Genomic DNA, 14,052 nt, shown 5'->3' with positions numbered 1-14,052 from the left:
GGTGACCGGCACGGCCAAGGGCCGGGGGTGACCCCCGTCACCCCGCGGGGTTCGTCGATGAGCTGATACAACGGGCGCATGCTTAGGGCGCGCCTGACGCTGGTGCTCGGATTGGTGCTCCTCACGGCCGGCATCGCCGGGTTCGCGACCGCGGACCGCGGGCTGCGCACGACCTCCGTCCACGTCGGCGCAATACCGGTGGAGCTGGTCCGGTCCGACGGTGCCGCGGCGGCCGGGGCGGCGCGGCCGGTCGTGGTGGTCGTGCACGGATACGCCGGATCCGGCCGCCTCATGCGCCCGTTCGCCGACACCCTCGCCCGGCGGGGCTACGTCGTGGCCCTGCCCGACCTGGCCGGCCACGGCGCCAACCCGGAGCGGCTCACCGAGGCCGCGCTCGACCGGGACCTGGCCGCGGTGGTGCGCTACGTGCGCGGGCTGCCCGACGCCGACCCGGCCCGGGTCGCGCTGGTCGGGCACTCGATGGGCGCGGCCGCCGTGGTGCGGGCCGGCGCCGCCGACCGGTCGATCGCGGCCACCGTGGCCATCTCGATCGGCGACGACGCGGCGGCGGCGATCCGGCCGGGGCCGCGGCACCTGCTGGCGATGTACGGCGCGTTCGAGCCGTCCGGGATCGGCTCGACCACCGAGGCCACCGGCGCCGAGCGGGTGGTGCGGGTGCCGCTGGTCGAGCACATCGGCGTCCTGTTCGCCGACCGCACCCACCACGAGACGGCCCGGTGGCTCGACCGGGCGCTGGGCCACCAGCCGGACCGGCCCGTCATCGCGGCCAAGGGCCGGCTGGTCCCGGGCGGCCTGAGCCTGGCCGGCGGGCTGATCCTGCTCGGCGCGCTGCTGTCGCGGCGGACCGGTGCCGCGGCGACGCCGCCGGACCGCGAGCGCCTCGGCCTGCGCATCGGGGCGGTGCTGGTGGCGCCGATCCCGGGCGAGCTGGCCGGGGTGGCGCTGGCCCACGCGCTGCCCAACACCGTGACCGGGTACCTCACCGGCTACTTCGCGGGGTGCGGGGCCGCGCTCGTCGCCGCCGCGCTGCTCCTGCGCCGCCCGGCTGCCCGGCTTGCCTGGCCCGCGCGGCCGTCCGCCGCGGCGCTCGCCCGGGCCGGTCTGCTCGCGGCCGCCGCGGCCGCCGCGGTCGTCCTGCCGGTGCACCTCGGCCTGACCGACGTCGCGCCGCACGGGCCGGACTGGTGGGTCGTCGCGCTGCTCGCCCTGGCCGTGGCGGCCCTGCTCGCCGGGGCGCACGCGCTGCTCGGGACGCCGTGGAGCTACGCCGCGGTCATCGCCCTGTGCCTGCCGATGCCGGTGGCGTCGCTGGCCGGCGTCGCGCCGGGGTTCCTGGCCCTCATCTCGCCGCTGGTCATGGTGCTGATCGGGCTGCACGTCGCGGTGTGCGCGGGGGCCGGCCGGCCGTGGTGGCGGACGGTCCTGGCCGGCGCCCTGACCGTCGCGTGGCCGGTCGCGGTCGTGCTGCCGGTCCTCGGCTAGGAGGACACGGCCTGGACGGGGCCTAGCCGAGGGTGGACAGGGCGAGGGCGGCGTGCTCGCACCAGTGGGCGTGGCCGAGCTCGGCGAAGCGGTCGTGGGCGGTGCGCAGCAGGGTGCGGGCCTCCTCGACGCGGCCCTCGGCGACCCGCAGCCGGCCGAGCTCGAGGCGGGCCCGGGCCGCGCCGGTCTCGTCGCCGTGGCGGGCGAACATGGTCAGCGCCTGGGTGAAGCGCTCGGCGGCGGCCGGCCCGCGGCCGTCGGCGGCGTCGAGGCGGCCGAGGTCGAGGCTCAGGTACGCCACCCCGGTCTCGTCCCGCAGTTGCTGGGCGTCGCGCAGGCTGCGCCGGAAGCATGCGAGGGCCTCGGGGTGGCGGGCGTGGGCCTCGTACCACATGCCGAGCCGCCGCTCCATCATCGCCGCCTGCCGGACGGCGCCGATGCCGCGCAGCCGGTCGCGGCAGTCGCGGTAGGCGTCGGCGACCGCGGGGGCGTCGGGATCGTCCTCGTGCTCCCAGCGCACGAGCTTGGCCTCGGCGTTGACGGCCATGTACTCGTCCCCGCCCTCCCGCGCCGCGGCGATCGCGCGCCGGAAGTGGCGGCGCACGTCGTCGCCGTCGTGGCGCCACTCGGCGATCTCGGCCATCGCGAACAGCGCCACCGAACGGCCGACGGCGTGCCCGGCCGCGTCGAAGATCTCGTAGGCGGTCACGGCGTCCCCGTCGTCGACGCTGCCGCCCTCCGACGCCACCCGCTGGGCGAGGGAGACGAGCATGCAGGCCTCGCCGACGCGGTCGCCGGTGCGGCGGGCCGCGTGCAGCCCGGCCCGCGTGGTCTGCTCCCACAGCTGCCAGTGGCCGCGGGTCTCCAGGTAGGTGCGCAGCACCCAGGCCAGGCGCCAGCACAGCTGGTCGAGGCCGTGGGCGTGGGCCTGGTGCACGGCCGCCGCGACCGAGGCGACCTCGGCGTCCAGCCAGGCGAGGGGGTCGGTGAGCACGGACCAGTCGGTGACGTCGGCGAGCTCGGCCACGCCCCAGGCCCGGGCCGGGCGGTCGCCGCTGAAGCGCTCGACCGCGGCCAGGGCCGCGGACAGCCAGCCGGTGAAGATGCGCGTGGCCGCGGCGCGCACCGCGGCCGGGTCGTCCTCCTCCGCGCAGCGCTGCGCGGCGAAGATGCGCACCAGGTCGTGCAGGTGGTAGCGGGAGGTGCCGACGCTCTGCACCAGCTGCGCGTCGGCGAGCTCGTCGACGACCTCGTCCGCGTCGACGGGCCCCTGCTCGTCGCCGACCGCGGCGGCGACCGTCCACGCCGGGAAGGGGCGGGTGGCCAGGGCGCCCAGGCGGCGCAGGGCGGTGCGGGCCGGGGCGCCGAGGCCGACGTACGACACCAGCAGGCTCGCCCCGACCCCTCCGTCCGGCGTGGACAGCGCGGCGAGGCGGCGGCGCTCGTCGGCGAGGCGCTGCGAGTAGGCGGCCACGGGCAGCTCGGCCCGGCCGGCGAGGCGGGCGCCGGCGACGCACAGGGCCAGGGGCAGGCCGCCGCAGTACCGGATGACGTCCCCGGTCGCGGCCGGCTCCGCCCCGGTGCGGCCCGCGCCCACGATCTGGTCGAGCAGGGCCCGGCTCGGCCCCGGCCCGAGCAGCCCCAGCTCCAGGTGCTCGGCCTCGGTGAGCCCGAGCAGGCGCGGGCGGCTCGTCACGAGCACGACGCCGCCGGTGCCGGGGCTCAGGGCGCGTACTGTCGCCGCGTCCGGCGCGTCGTCCAGCACCAGCAGCACGCGACGGCCGGCGAGGCGCGCGCGGTAGAGGGCCTCGCGCTCCCCCGCGCCGGCCGGGATGGCCGCGGGCGGGACGCCGAGCGCGATGAGGACCGAGGCGAGCGCCTCCCACGCGCCCCCGGGCACGCCGAGGCGCACGTGCAGCTGGCCGCCGGGGAAGCGTGACCGGACGCGGTGCGCGACCGCGACCACGAGCGCGCTCTTGCCGATCCCGGCCGCGCCGCACACGGCCAGGATGCGGGTCTCCTCGCCGTCGCCGTCGAGCCGGCGCAGCAGCCAGTCGACGGCGTCCTCGCGGCCGACGAGCAGGCGCGGGGGCGGCGGCAGCAGGCAGGGCGCGTCCCGCTCCGGCGGCGGCTCGGGCCCGATGCCGGTGTCGGCCTCGGCGTCGAGCAGGATGCTCTGCTGCAGCTCGCGCAGCTGCGGGCCGGGCTCGATGCCGAGGTCCTCGACGAGGCGGCGGTGGCCGTCGCGGTAGACGGCGAGCGCCTCGGCCCGCCGGCCGGTACGGTGCAGGGCGGTCATGAGCTGGGCGCGGAGGCGCTCGGCGTAGGGGTGCTCGGCGACCAGGGCGGCCAGCTCGGGCAGCGGGTCCCCGCCGACGGCGAGCTCGGCGTCGAAGCGCTCGGCGAGCACGGCCAGGCGCAGCTCGGCCAGGCGCGCCCCCTCGACGGCCAGCGGCGGGGTGTCGAGGTCGGCGAGGGCCGGGCCGCGCCACAGGCCGGCGGCGCGGCGGTACAGCGCGACGGCGTCCTCGACGCGCCCGTCGGCGGCGGCCCGGCGGGCGTCGGCGGCGAGGCCGGTGAACACGCCGAGGTCGATCTCGGTGGGGTCGGCGGCGAGGAGGTAGCCGGACGAGACGGTCCGCACGGCCTCGTCGCCGAGGATGGCCCGCAGCCGGTGGACGGTGCTGTGCACCTGCTGGCGGGCGGTCGCCGGGGCGGTGTCCCAGGTCGCGTCGATGAGCTCGGCCAGCCCGACGGGCCGGGCCGGGCGCAGGAGCAGGACGCTGAGCATGGCCCGCTCGCGCCGGCCCCGCGGCCGCCAGACCGTGTCGCCCTCGCCGATCTCCAGCGGGCCGAGCATCCGGTACCGCACGCTACCTCCCCGTGTGCGCTTCGTAGCCGTACGATATCCGTCGATGCCATGGCGCGTCGGCCGGGCGGCTTCGGTTTGCGGTGCGGGGCGGCTAGCGGAACAGGGCGGCGATGTCGTCGTAGGCGGTGACCACGATCCCGACGACCAGCCCGGCGCCGCCGGCGACAATCGCGCCCGGCACGGCGATGGCGCTGCCCCCGGCCGCGGCGGCGAGGCCGGTGAGGGCGATCGCGATGAGCACGGCGTTGCGCACGATGTGCCCCCGGCCCAGCGGGGTGCTCGAGGCGCCGAAGCACCGGCAGGGCGCCCGGTTGCCGGTGCGGAGGCTGAGCGCGATGGCGCCGGCGAACACGGCAAGCAGCCCGGCGGCGATCACGAACCCGGCGACGGCGGCCCAGCTAGCCGGCACGAGCAGCAGCGCGACGACGGCGACCTCGGCCGCGACCGACCCGGCGGCGGCCGGCGCGACGAGCCCCGCGGGCACGACGCGCATCTGCCGCAGCGAGTCCGCGAACGCGGTGTAGGCCCTGCGGGAGCCGACCTTCCCGGCGAGCGCCACCACGAACACGGTCGCGACCAGGAGCCTGGCCGCGACTTCCACGTATCCCATGCGCATTCCTCCCCGTGATCGAGACCAGCCTATCTCCCGTGGACGCTGACGCGGCCCCTGCGAACACCCGGATCTTCGATCTCGTCGAGCACCGCGACCGCCAGGTCGGCGTGGGACAGCGGCGGGTCCGGGTCGGGGACGGTCTCGCCGCCGATGGTGTACCGCCCGGTGCGCGGCCCCTCCGCGGTGAGCCCGGCGGTCGGGGTGAGCACGGCCCAGTCGACCCCGGTGGTGTCCGCGCGCAGCCGGTCGAGGCCCGCGAGGTGGGCGAGCGCGAACGGGCGCAGGGCGGCCGGGAAGGCCGCGGGGTCGTCGAGCACCAGGCCGCCGGCCGCGGTGCGCAGCGTCGCGAACAGCCCGACGACCACGAGCCGGGGCGGGCGGGCGGCGAGCAGGGCGTCGGCGGCGCGGGCGAAGAACCGCCCGTCGAAGGCGTCGCCGAGCCGCGCCAGCTCCTGCGGCCCGGACGCGGGTGTGACCGTGCTGACGACCGCGTCGCAGCCGGCCACGGCCCCGCGCACCTGCTCCGCGTCGGTGACCTCGGCGCGCCGCCCGAGCGCGACGGCCGCATGCCCGCGGCGCACCGCCTCCGCGACGACGGCCCGCCCGACGCGCCCGTTTCCTCCGAACACAACGATTCTCATGGCCGCGAACCTAGGACCGGGGCGGCCGGTTTCCGCAACGATACGGGCGCTACGCTCGGGCGATGGCCGAGCCGCGGGAGCCGGACCCGTTCGACCCGATGCACCCCTCCGGCGCGCCGCCGTCGCGGATCCGGGAGCCGCTGGACCCGGACCTGTTCGACCCGATGTGCCCGTCCGGCGCGCTGCCGTTCCAGATCGGGGACAAGTGGACCGGGATGGTCCTGTTGTGCCTGACCGGCGGGCCGCGCCGGTTCACCGAGCTGCGGGCGCCGCTACGGGCCGTGACGCCGAAGGTCCTCGCGGCCACGCTGCGCGCGATGGGCCGCGACGGGCTCGTCACGCGGACCGCGCACGAGGAGAACCCGCCGCGGGTGGAGTACGCCCTGACCCCGCTCGGCGCCAGCCTGCTGCCCGTCATCGCGGCGTTCCGCGCGTGGAGCGACGCCCACCTGCCCGAGCTGCTCGCGGCCCGGGCCGCCGCCACGGAGGAGCCGTGATGGATCTCGAGGCCAATCTCGAGGCCTACGCCCGGGAGATGCTCGACGAGAACCGCTACCTGGTGCTGGGCACCGCGGACGAGCACGGCGAGCCGTGGGTGTCGCCGGTGTTCTACGCCCTGGACGGGTACGACACCGTCTATTGGCTCTCCGACCCGCGGACCAGGCACTCGCGGAACCTGCTGGTGCGCCCGCGGCTGAGCCTGGTCGTGTACGACTCCACGGTGCCGATCGGCGGGGCGAAGGCGGTCTACATGAGCGGCACGGCGGGGATCGTGACCGACGGGCTGGAGGCCTACAACCGCGGCTGCCTGGCCAAGGGGGCGCAGGCCTTCACGTCCGACAAGATCGCCGAGGGCGGGCCGTTCCGGTTGTACCGGGCGGTCGTCGACGAGCACTGGGTGCTGGACCCCACGCTGCCCCGTGACGGCCGCACCTCCGTCCGGCCTTGACACATGAAGTTTGTTCGTGTGTACTGACTTACATGCGCAGCACCGCCGAGGCCCGCCGGGCCGTCCTCCTCGACCGCGCCGTCGCCGTCTTCGCACGCAACGGCTACCACGCCACGCCGGTCACGGCCGTCGCGGCGGCGGCGGGGATCTCGGAGGCCTACGCGCTGCGGCTCTTCTCCGGCAAGCTCGGGCTGTTCGTGGCCGCCGTCGAGGCGTGCTACGAGCGCATCCTCGCCACCCTGGAGACGGCGGCCGAGGAGATGGCCGGCAAGAGTCCCGCACTGGTGCTCGAATATCTCGGCGACACCTACGCCGAGCTCATCGCCGACAAGGACCTGCTCATGCTGCAGGTCCACGCGCAGAGCGTCAGCGACGTGCCGGAGGTCGGGGTCGCGGTCCGGTCCGGCTACCGGCGCCTGGTCGACTTCCTGCGCGTCCAGGGCGCGGACGACCAGCAGATCCAGCAGTTCGTCGCCTACGGCCAGCTGTGCCACCTCATCGTCACCACCGGGCTCGACAACGTGGACGAGTCCTGGGCGCACGCGCTCACGTTCGGCATGCGGCACGTGCCGTAGTGCGCTTTTTGCTGCCCATTTTTGTCAGTCAGTGCACACATACTTACTTCGGGAGGAACGCCATGCACGCCACCGAGATCGTCCTGCCCGGCATCGTCGACCCCACCGGCCTGCAGGTCCGCGACCGGCAGCTCCCCGCCCCGGGCGCCGGCCAGGCCCTCGTCCGCGTCGAGGCGAGCGGGGTGTCGTTCGCCGAGCAGCAGATGCGCCGCGGCAAGTACTACGACCAGCCCAAGTTCCCCTTCGTGCCCGGCTACGACCTGGTCGGCCGGGTCGAGCGGGTCGGTCCCGGCGTCGACGGCGCGCTCGTCGGCACCCGGGTCGCGGCCGTCACGAAGACCGGCGGCTGGGCCACCGCGGCGCTCGTCGACGCCGGTGACCTGGTGCCGGTGCCGGACGGCGTCGACCCCGCCGACGCCGAGACGGTCGTGGTCAACGGGGTCACCGCCTGGCAGATGCTGCACCGGATGGCCCGGGTGCCCCGCGGCGGCACGATCCTCGTCCTCGGGGCCAGCGGCGGGGTCGGCTCCACCCTCGTCCAGCTCGCCCGGCAGGCCGGGATCCGGGTGATCGGCACCGCGTCACCGCGCCACCACGCCGCCGTGCGCGCGCTCGGGGCCGAGCCGATCGACTACCGGGACCCGCAGCTCTACGCGAAGGCCCGCGCCCTGGCCCCGGACGGCTACGACGGCGTCTTCGACCACGTGGGCGCGCCGGGGATCTTCGAGTCCTGGCGGCTCGTGCGGCGGGGCGGGGCGCTGGTGTCCTACGGCACGGCCGCCACCCGCGACGTCGCCGGCAACCCGCGGCTGCCCATCCTGGCCCTGTTCGGGCGGCTGCTGTGGTGGAACCTCACGCCGAACGGGCGCCGGGCCGGCTTCTACAACCTGTGGGCCGGCCGCCGCCGGCGGGCCGCGTTCCAGGCGCGGCTGCGCGAGGACCTCACGAACGTCTTCGCCCTGCTCGCGTCCGGGTCGCTGACCGCCCAGGTCGCCGCCCGCGTCCCCCTGCGCGAGGCCGCCGAGGCCATGCGCCTGGCCGAGTCCGGCACCGTCGCCGGCAAGGTCGTCCTGATCCCCTGAGTCCGGCCCCCTGAGTCTGGCAAGTCCCCTGAGTCTGGCAAGGCGGTCCCGGGCGCGGTGCGGTCGCGCCCGGGACACCGGCGCCGATCAGCAGCGCCACACCATCGGGAACTCGGCGGGCGCGATCACCCCCGCGATCGTCCGGCCGTCCGCGCTCATCGCGAACGCCACCGCGAGCTCGCCGCCCGGGCCGCGCAGCTCGTCGACCGTGCCGTCGACGGCGACCCGGCGCGTCGTCGCGCCCGCCGGGTCGCCGACCACGAGGGCGTCGCCGTCGACCGAGCCCGTCTTCGCCCCGATGTCGGCGATCCGCTCGAGGCTCGTGACGGTCCCCGCGCCGAGGTCCCAGCGCAGCGGCGTCCCGTCGGCCGTGCCGCCGTAGGCGTACTGCCCGGCGATCCCCCACACCATCACGTCCTGGTCGGTCCTCGCAGCGGGCCCGGCGCGCCGGCCGGCGACCAGCGCATCGGCACGCCGAAGACGTCCCCGACCACGGTGCCGTCGTCGGCGATGTCCCGCGCCATCGCGGGCCGGCCGCCGCCCGCGCCCGCCCCGGCCGGCATGGTGAGCCGGTGCACGGCACCGTCGGCCGACCAGATCACCGGCACCGTGTCGCTGAGCGTCGCCCCGGCGGCGTACCCGGCCACCTGGCCCTTGGCGTTGATCGCCAGCCCGACGGCGTCGCGGTGGCCGGCGAGGCGCTCCAGGTGCGTGACCTGCCCGTCGCGCCACACCCAGAGGTCGTCGCCGTCGGTGCCGAGCACCGCCCCGTCCGCGGCCACGTCGACCGCCTCGCCCCGCACGCCGGCCAGGGTCTCGGGCTCGCCGTCCGTCCACCGCACCGGCTGATCGCCGGTGTTGCCGGCGAAGATCCGGCCGGCCGGGTCCATGGCCGACAGCCTGGTGGGGTGGCCGTCCCGGGCCGGCGACGGGGTCGGCAGCGGGGTCGGCCGGCAGCCGGTCGCGGGCGAGGCCGGCGGCGGGATCGCCGGCACGCGGTCCGGCATGGGCCGCAGCACGGCGAACGCGCCGGCCATGGCGAGCACCGTGACCCCGGCCGCGGCCGCGGTGAGCAGCCCGGCGCGGCGCCGGTTCGCGTGGCGGCCGTCGGCGATCGCGCGGTGCACGTCGGCGCCGCCGGGCGGGACGTCGACGGCGAGCATCCGGTGGCGCAGCTCGGTGCCGAGGGTGTCGTTGTCGTACACCTCAGTGCTCCTCAATCTTCGCAAGCATCCCCCGCAGCGCGTCCAGCCCGCGCGAGCTCTGGCTCTCGACCGTGCCGACCGAGCAGCGCAGGGCGTCGGCGACCTCCTCGACGGGCCGGTCCAGCAGGAACCGCATCACGAGCACGGCCCGCTGCCGGGGCGGCAGGCGGCGCAGCGCGGCGACGAGGCTGCTGCGGTCGTCGACCTGCTCGTGCGCGGCGGTGTCCCCGGGCCGCTCGTCGACCCAGTCGGTCAGCCGGACCCGCGACCAGGTGAGCCGCCGCTCGTCCACGAACGCGTGCACGAGCATGCGGTGCACGTACGCGTCGATGTTGTCGCTGCGCGCGGCCCGCTTCCAGTGCTGGTACAGCCGCGTGATCGTGGTCTGCACGATGTCGTCCGCGCGGTGGGCGTCGCCGCCGCACAGCAGGTACGCGGCCCGGTGCAGCGCCGGGAGCCGGGCCGACACGTAGTCGACGTACGCGGCCTGGGTGTCCGCCCGCATCCATGGTCCTCTCGGTAGCCGTCACCCCACCGACGGGCCCGGACCTAGGAAAGGTTGAGTGGATTGCGCAACGCGGCCATGGAGCCGTCGGGGTGGCGCACCTCGAGCGGCGAGCCGCCCGGGTCCAGCTCCAGGCCCGGCTCGCCGGCGATCCAGCTGTGCCCGGCGCGCAGGCCGGCGACGATCGCCGCGGGGGTCAGCGCCTCGGCCCGCACGACCGTGTGCGGCTTGCCGAGCTGCCCGGCGAGGTGGGCGTCGCTGCCGCCGATCGCGGGCTGGCGCCACCCGGCGTCGAGGCGCCGCTTCCACTCGGCGAGGGCGGCCTCGTTGTCGGCGTTCCAGGGCCGGTCGGAGGCCCACAGCCCGTTCCAGACCTCGACGCAGTCGAACTCCTCCCAGGGCCGCCGCATGGTGCCGGTCGGGTACGGCGCGAACGGGTGCGCCGCGATGCGCAGCCTGCCCTCGATCTCCAGCCAGTGCCCGTCCGGGGTGGTGTGCTCCACGCCGCGCAGCACGAGCAGGTCCCCGGCGACGGCCAGGAACCGCTCGTACGTGTCGCTCGTGTTGTGCTCGGTGACGGCGATGAAGTCGAGCCCGGCGGCGCGGGCCTCGGCGACCACCTGCTCCGGCGTCAGCTCGCCTCCGGTGCTGCGCGCGGAGTGGACGTGGCAGTCGCCGCGGTACCAGGGCACCGGCTCGCGACCTCAGGCCAGGCGAGCGGGGAACCCGCCGGTGGCCACCGGGCCCCAGCGGTCGACCGTGATGCGGATGAGGGACTTGCCCTGGTCGCGCATGGCCTGGCGGTACTCGTCCCAGTCCGGGTGCTCGCCGGAGATGCAGCGGAAGTAGTCGACCAGCGGCTCCAGCGCCTCCGGCATGTCGATGACCTCGGCGGTGCCGTCGACCTGGACCCAGGCGTCGTTCCACTCGTCGGACAGGACCAGCACCGACACCCGCGGGTCGCGGCGCAGGTTCGTCGCCTTGGCCCGCTCCGGATACGTCGAGACGACGATGCGCCCCTCCGTGTCCACCCCGCACGTCACCGGCGAGGCCTGCGGTCGGCCGTCGGCGCGGGTGGTGATGACGATCGCGTGGTGGCGTGGGCTCAGGAACTCGACGAGCGCGGCCCGGTCGACGGTGTCGTTCGTCGCGATTTTGCGTGCCATGAGCCGACCGTACCCGGATCTGGCTCCTGAGAGGGAGGCTCCGCCAGGGACCCCCACGGCACAATGACGGCATCGCCGTGGCGGTGGCGGCCGCGACGACGTTCCCCGTCCGTCACCCGGCGCCTGATCGCCGACGTGCTGCGCCGGCGCGGCCCGGCCGAGCCCGATCGCCGCCTCGCCGCGCTGACCCCGCGCGAGCTCGACATCCTGCGCGAGGTCGCCCGCGGCCAGTCCAACGCCGAGATCGCCGCGGCCCTGTTCGTCACCGAGCACACGGTCAAGACGCACGTGTCGAACCTGCTGGCCAAGCTCGGCCTGCGCGACCGCGTCCAGGCCGTGGTCCTCGCCTACGAGTCCGGCCTGGTGCGCCCGGCCACCTGACAGGGACACGCTTTCGGCGGCGATACGGTGACGTCGAACCCGGCGACCGCTTGCGTTCCGGCATCAGGCGGCTTGCCGGTATTCGTCGGTCATCGGCTGGTAGACCCGCCAGAGCCGACCGAGCTGCTCGCCGGTGACGGGGTGTTGTCCGTTGCCGATGAGCCGCTGCAGGTGTTTCGGATCGACCATGCCGCCGATCCCGAACAGGACGCGGGTCTGACCGCCCACCAGCCACAGGCCGGTCGCGGCCGGACCTCACGGGACGTGGCGGGTGCTCTCCCGCAGCCGGACGGTGCACCGGATGCGCCTGACCCGCGGCGCGAGGGCGCCGTCCGGGGCGAGCACCAGCCCCATCGCCTCTTTCCCCAGGGTCTCCAGCGGGATGTGGACCGTCGTCACCGCCGGCGAGATGTCGCGGAGCGGGAGGATGTCGTCGAACCCGGCGATCGAAACGTCCTCCGGCACCGACAGGCCGAGCTGCCGGAGCGCGGCCATGGCGCCCACCGCCATCACGTCATTCGCCGCGAACAGGCACGTCGCCTCGATGCCGGAGTTGCGCCAGCGCATCGCGGCGGCGAACCCGCCCTCGCGCGTGAAGTCGGCGTGCACCACGTGCCCGGGGTCCAGCCGCAGTCCCCGGTCGGCCAGCCCCTGGCGAAACCCGGAGACCCGGTCGCGGGAGGTGCGCAGCGACGCCGGGCCGGCGAGGACCACGAACGACCGATGCCCCAGATCGAACAGGTCGCGGGCGAGGTCGCGGGCGCCCGCGCTGTTCTCCACCAGCACCGTGTCCACCCCGGGCAGCTGCTGGCTGATCATCGCCACCCGGCCCCCGCCGCCGGTGAACGAGTCGATCTCCCGCCGCAGCCGCGCCTCCGACGCCTGGTCGGCGCTGCGGCTGCCGGCGAGGATGACCGCTCGGCAGCGCAGCTGCCGCAGCGACGCCAGGTACTTCGACTCCCGCTCCGGCCGGCGCCGGGTGTCGGCCAGGGTGACGATCATGTCCTGCTCGTCGGCCGCCCCCGTGACCCCGGCGGCGATCGAGGAGAAGTACGGGTCGTTGATGTCGTGGACGATCAGGCCGACGACGTTGGTGTGGCCACGCCCGGCCGCCAGCGCCGCGGCGTTGGGCAGGTAGGAGAGTCCTCGCAGCAGCTCCGGTGCGGGGCGTCCCGGGCCGCCGGTGAAGTCACGCGAGGTCGTCGCGACCGACGTGCCGGCCATCCTCGCCATCTCGGCCAACGTCGCGGGGCTCACCGGTTCCACATGGCCTCCCGTACCGTCCGGTTGCTAACACTGCGCCATCGGACCGCCGTGCGCAATACGGCGCCGCGGCCCACCGGAAGCGTCGAGCGGACGACGGACGTCTCGGGCTACAGCCAGCCGGGCCGCGGACGTAGCTCGGAGAACAGCCGCGACTGGGCGACGGCGTGCTCAATGTCCTCCTCGACCCCGGCGATGCTGTTCCTCGGCCCGAGTTCGTCGTCGTGGCGGCGGCGGGCCCCTGGCGGTACGAGCCGGACGGGCTGGCCGGCCAGCCACTCGACGACGCCGACGAACGGCCGGGTGTCCTCGATCGGGCACGCCAGTCCGGCGCCCGGGTCGCGTACCTCCCGGAGCAGGTCCTCGAGCAGGTCGACGCGGGTGTGTCGCTCGGTGATCGCGGGCCGGTCGGCCGGCGCGACCTCCAGCGCGTCGGTCTCGTACCACCACCGCGCGCTCCCCCGGTCACCGTTCACCAGCACGTAGGGCGGACGCGGGCGCTCGGCGCACAGGGTGACGGCGATCGTGATCGGGGGGCGGCCCGGGGCGGCCAGGCGCAGGCAGCCGGTGTCCTCAACCTCGATCGGCCGGGTCCGGTACAGCTCGGCCTCCGCCCGCGGCCGATCGGCCGCGCCGAGGCCGGCCAGCGCCACGCAGTTCATCACGGCGTGGGCGAACGGGTTCGACAGGGCGCCGTCGTTGACCGCGGCGCCGTCGAGCCGCCGGCGCCCGGCCCAGGGCGCCCGCGCGTAGTACGCGTCGGCGCGGGTCCAGCAGCCGGTCGCGCCGATGCCCGTGACCTCGCCGAGGTCGCCGCCGTCCATCAGCTCCCGCAGCCGGGCCGGCGCCGCCGAGCCGAGGCTCTGGAAGCCCACCTGGCAGAGCCGGCCGGCGGCCGTCGCGGCGGCGGTCATGGCGTCCAGATCGGCCAGCTCGACCGCGGGTGGCTTCTCAACCAGCACGTGCGCGCCGGCGGCGAGCGCGGCGCAGACCATCTCGCGATGCCGGTGCGGCGGCGTGGCAACCACGACGACGTCGGGCACCGCCCGGAGCAGGGTCTCGTAGTCCGCAAAGAAGGTGCCGCCCAACCCGGCGACCCGCCGGAGCAGGCCGGGCCCGGGCGGGCGCAGATCGGTGCAGCCGGCGAAGCGCAGCCGCCCTGCGCCGGCGAGGCGCTCGATGTTGTCGAAGTGCACCGCCCCGTACCCGCCGGTGCCCACCAGCGCGACCCGCGGCGGACCCGATCCGGGCAGACGAGCCATCACGTCCTCGATCCTCCAGTCACGCGATTCGTTCA

At 75.9% G+C, this 14,052-nt stretch carries 16 protein-coding genes and 1 pseudogene; 6 read left to right on the top strand and 11 right to left on the bottom strand.

Features of this window, described 5'->3' with window-relative positions:
* The first annotated feature begins 78 nt into the window (after positions 1 to 78).
* Positions 79 to 1,503, top strand: a complete 1,425-nt coding sequence (locus ABT369_RS17260) for an alpha/beta fold hydrolase (RefSeq protein ID WP_350612945.1) — start codon at positions 79 to 81, stop codon at positions 1,501 to 1,503.
* 22 nt (positions 1,504 to 1,525) lie between these two features.
* Here ABT369_RS17260 and ABT369_RS17255 read toward each other — a convergent pair whose 3' ends face one another.
* The 3 genes from ABT369_RS17255 to ABT369_RS17245 form a co-directional block, all read right to left on the bottom strand.
* On the bottom strand, positions 1,526 to 4,375 hold the full coding sequence (locus ABT369_RS17255; RefSeq protein WP_350612944.1) for an AfsR/SARP family transcriptional regulator: 2,850 nt from the start codon (positions 4,373 to 4,375) through the stop codon (positions 1,526 to 1,528).
* A 91-nt stretch (positions 4,376 to 4,466) separates the two neighbouring features.
* A complete protein-coding gene (locus ABT369_RS17250) occupies positions 4,467 to 4,985 on the bottom strand; it encodes a MauE/DoxX family redox-associated membrane protein (protein ID WP_350612942.1) in 519 nt (172 codons plus the stop codon).
* Between the two features lie 29 nt (positions 4,986 to 5,014).
* Positions 5,015 to 5,629, bottom strand: a complete 615-nt coding sequence (locus ABT369_RS17245) for an NAD(P)-dependent oxidoreductase (RefSeq protein WP_350612940.1) — start codon at positions 5,627 to 5,629, stop codon at positions 5,015 to 5,017.
* A gap of 62 nt (positions 5,630 to 5,691) precedes the next feature.
* On the opposite strand from ABT369_RS17245, the gene ABT369_RS17240 reads away from it, so the two are divergent.
* The 4 genes from ABT369_RS17240 (at position 5,692) to ABT369_RS57985 (ending at position 8,235) form a co-directional block, all read left to right on the top strand.
* The gene (locus ABT369_RS17240; RefSeq protein WP_350612939.1) at positions 5,692 to 6,126 is read left to right on the top strand and encodes a winged helix-turn-helix transcriptional regulator; all 435 of its coding nucleotides are present in this window, start codon (positions 5,692 to 5,694) and stop codon (positions 6,124 to 6,126) included.
* Complete coding sequence (locus ABT369_RS17235; protein WP_350612938.1) at positions 6,126 to 6,578, top strand: pyridoxamine 5'-phosphate oxidase family protein; 453 nt, start codon at positions 6,126 to 6,128, stop codon at positions 6,576 to 6,578. The genes ABT369_RS17240 and ABT369_RS17235 overlap by 1 nt, the downstream gene beginning before the upstream one ends.
* A 32-nt stretch (positions 6,579 to 6,610) precedes the next feature.
* Positions 6,611 to 7,153 (top strand): TetR/AcrR family transcriptional regulator, encoded by a 543-nt coding sequence (locus ABT369_RS17230; RefSeq protein WP_350612937.1) that lies wholly within the window; start codon positions 6,611 to 6,613, stop codon positions 7,151 to 7,153.
* A 62-nt stretch (positions 7,154 to 7,215) separates the two neighbouring features.
* Entirely contained in the window at positions 7,216 to 8,235 is a 1,020-nt protein-coding gene (locus tag ABT369_RS57985; RefSeq protein WP_502891776.1) for a medium chain dehydrogenase/reductase family protein, read from the top strand.
* 87 nt (positions 8,236 to 8,322) lie between these two features.
* Here ABT369_RS57985 and ABT369_RS17210 read toward each other — a convergent pair whose 3' ends face one another.
* The 5 genes from ABT369_RS17210 to ABT369_RS17190 are packed head-to-tail and all read right to left on the bottom strand — an operon-like array spanning position 8,323 to position 11,111.
* On the bottom strand, positions 8,323 to 8,649 hold the full coding sequence (locus tag ABT369_RS17210; protein WP_350612936.1) for a hypothetical protein: 327 nt from the start codon (positions 8,647 to 8,649) through the stop codon (positions 8,323 to 8,325).
* On the bottom strand, positions 8,646 to 9,440 hold the full coding sequence (locus tag ABT369_RS17205) for a hypothetical protein (protein ID WP_350612934.1): 795 nt from the start codon (positions 9,438 to 9,440) through the stop codon (positions 8,646 to 8,648). Before ABT369_RS17205 ends, ABT369_RS17210 begins: the two co-directional genes overlap by 4 nt.
* 1 nt (position 9,441) lies before the next feature.
* Positions 9,442 to 9,945: a SigE family RNA polymerase sigma factor gene (locus ABT369_RS17200; RefSeq protein ID WP_350612933.1), complete on the bottom strand. Its 504-nt coding sequence runs from the start codon at positions 9,943 to 9,945 to the stop codon at positions 9,442 to 9,444.
* A gap of 44 nt (positions 9,946 to 9,989) precedes the next feature.
* The gene (locus ABT369_RS17195; protein ID WP_350612932.1) at positions 9,990 to 10,637 is read right to left on the bottom strand and encodes a PHP-associated domain-containing protein; all 648 of its coding nucleotides are present in this window, start codon (positions 10,635 to 10,637) and stop codon (positions 9,990 to 9,992) included.
* 12 nt (positions 10,638 to 10,649) lie between these two features.
* Positions 10,650 to 11,111, bottom strand: a complete 462-nt coding sequence (locus tag ABT369_RS17190) for a PPOX class F420-dependent oxidoreductase (RefSeq protein WP_350612930.1) — start codon at positions 11,109 to 11,111, stop codon at positions 10,650 to 10,652.
* Positions 11,112 to 11,213: 102 nt separating this feature from the next.
* Here ABT369_RS17190 and ABT369_RS17185 point away from each other — a divergent pair.
* Positions 11,214 to 11,492: pseudogene (locus ABT369_RS17185) on the top strand (response regulator transcription factor); the annotation flags it as partial.
* A gap of 63 nt (positions 11,493 to 11,555) precedes the next feature.
* On the opposite strand, the gene ABT369_RS17180 reads toward ABT369_RS17185, so the two are convergent.
* From ABT369_RS17180 to ABT369_RS17170, 3 genes are all read right to left on the bottom strand, one after another.
* The gene (locus ABT369_RS17180) at positions 11,556 to 11,720 is read right to left on the bottom strand and encodes a hypothetical protein (RefSeq protein ID WP_350612928.1); all 165 of its coding nucleotides are present in this window, start codon (positions 11,718 to 11,720) and stop codon (positions 11,556 to 11,558) included.
* Between the two features lie 27 nt (positions 11,721 to 11,747).
* Positions 11,748 to 12,725: a LacI family DNA-binding transcriptional regulator gene (locus tag ABT369_RS17175; protein ID WP_350612927.1), complete on the bottom strand. Its 978-nt coding sequence runs from the start codon at positions 12,723 to 12,725 to the stop codon at positions 11,748 to 11,750.
* 140 nt (positions 12,726 to 12,865) lie between these two features.
* Positions 12,866 to 14,017: a Gfo/Idh/MocA family protein gene (locus ABT369_RS17170; protein ID WP_350613265.1), complete on the bottom strand. Its 1,152-nt coding sequence runs from the start codon at positions 14,015 to 14,017 to the stop codon at positions 12,866 to 12,868.
* Positions 14,018 to 14,052 lie beyond the last annotated feature (35 nt).

It is taken from the genome of Dactylosporangium sp. NPDC000244 (assembly GCF_040300725.1).
Taxonomy (GTDB): domain Bacteria; phylum Actinomycetota; class Actinomycetes; order Mycobacteriales; family Micromonosporaceae; genus Dactylosporangium.
Note: the sequence above shows the minus strand (reverse complement) of the source record. Positions and strands in the feature narration are given on the sequence as shown.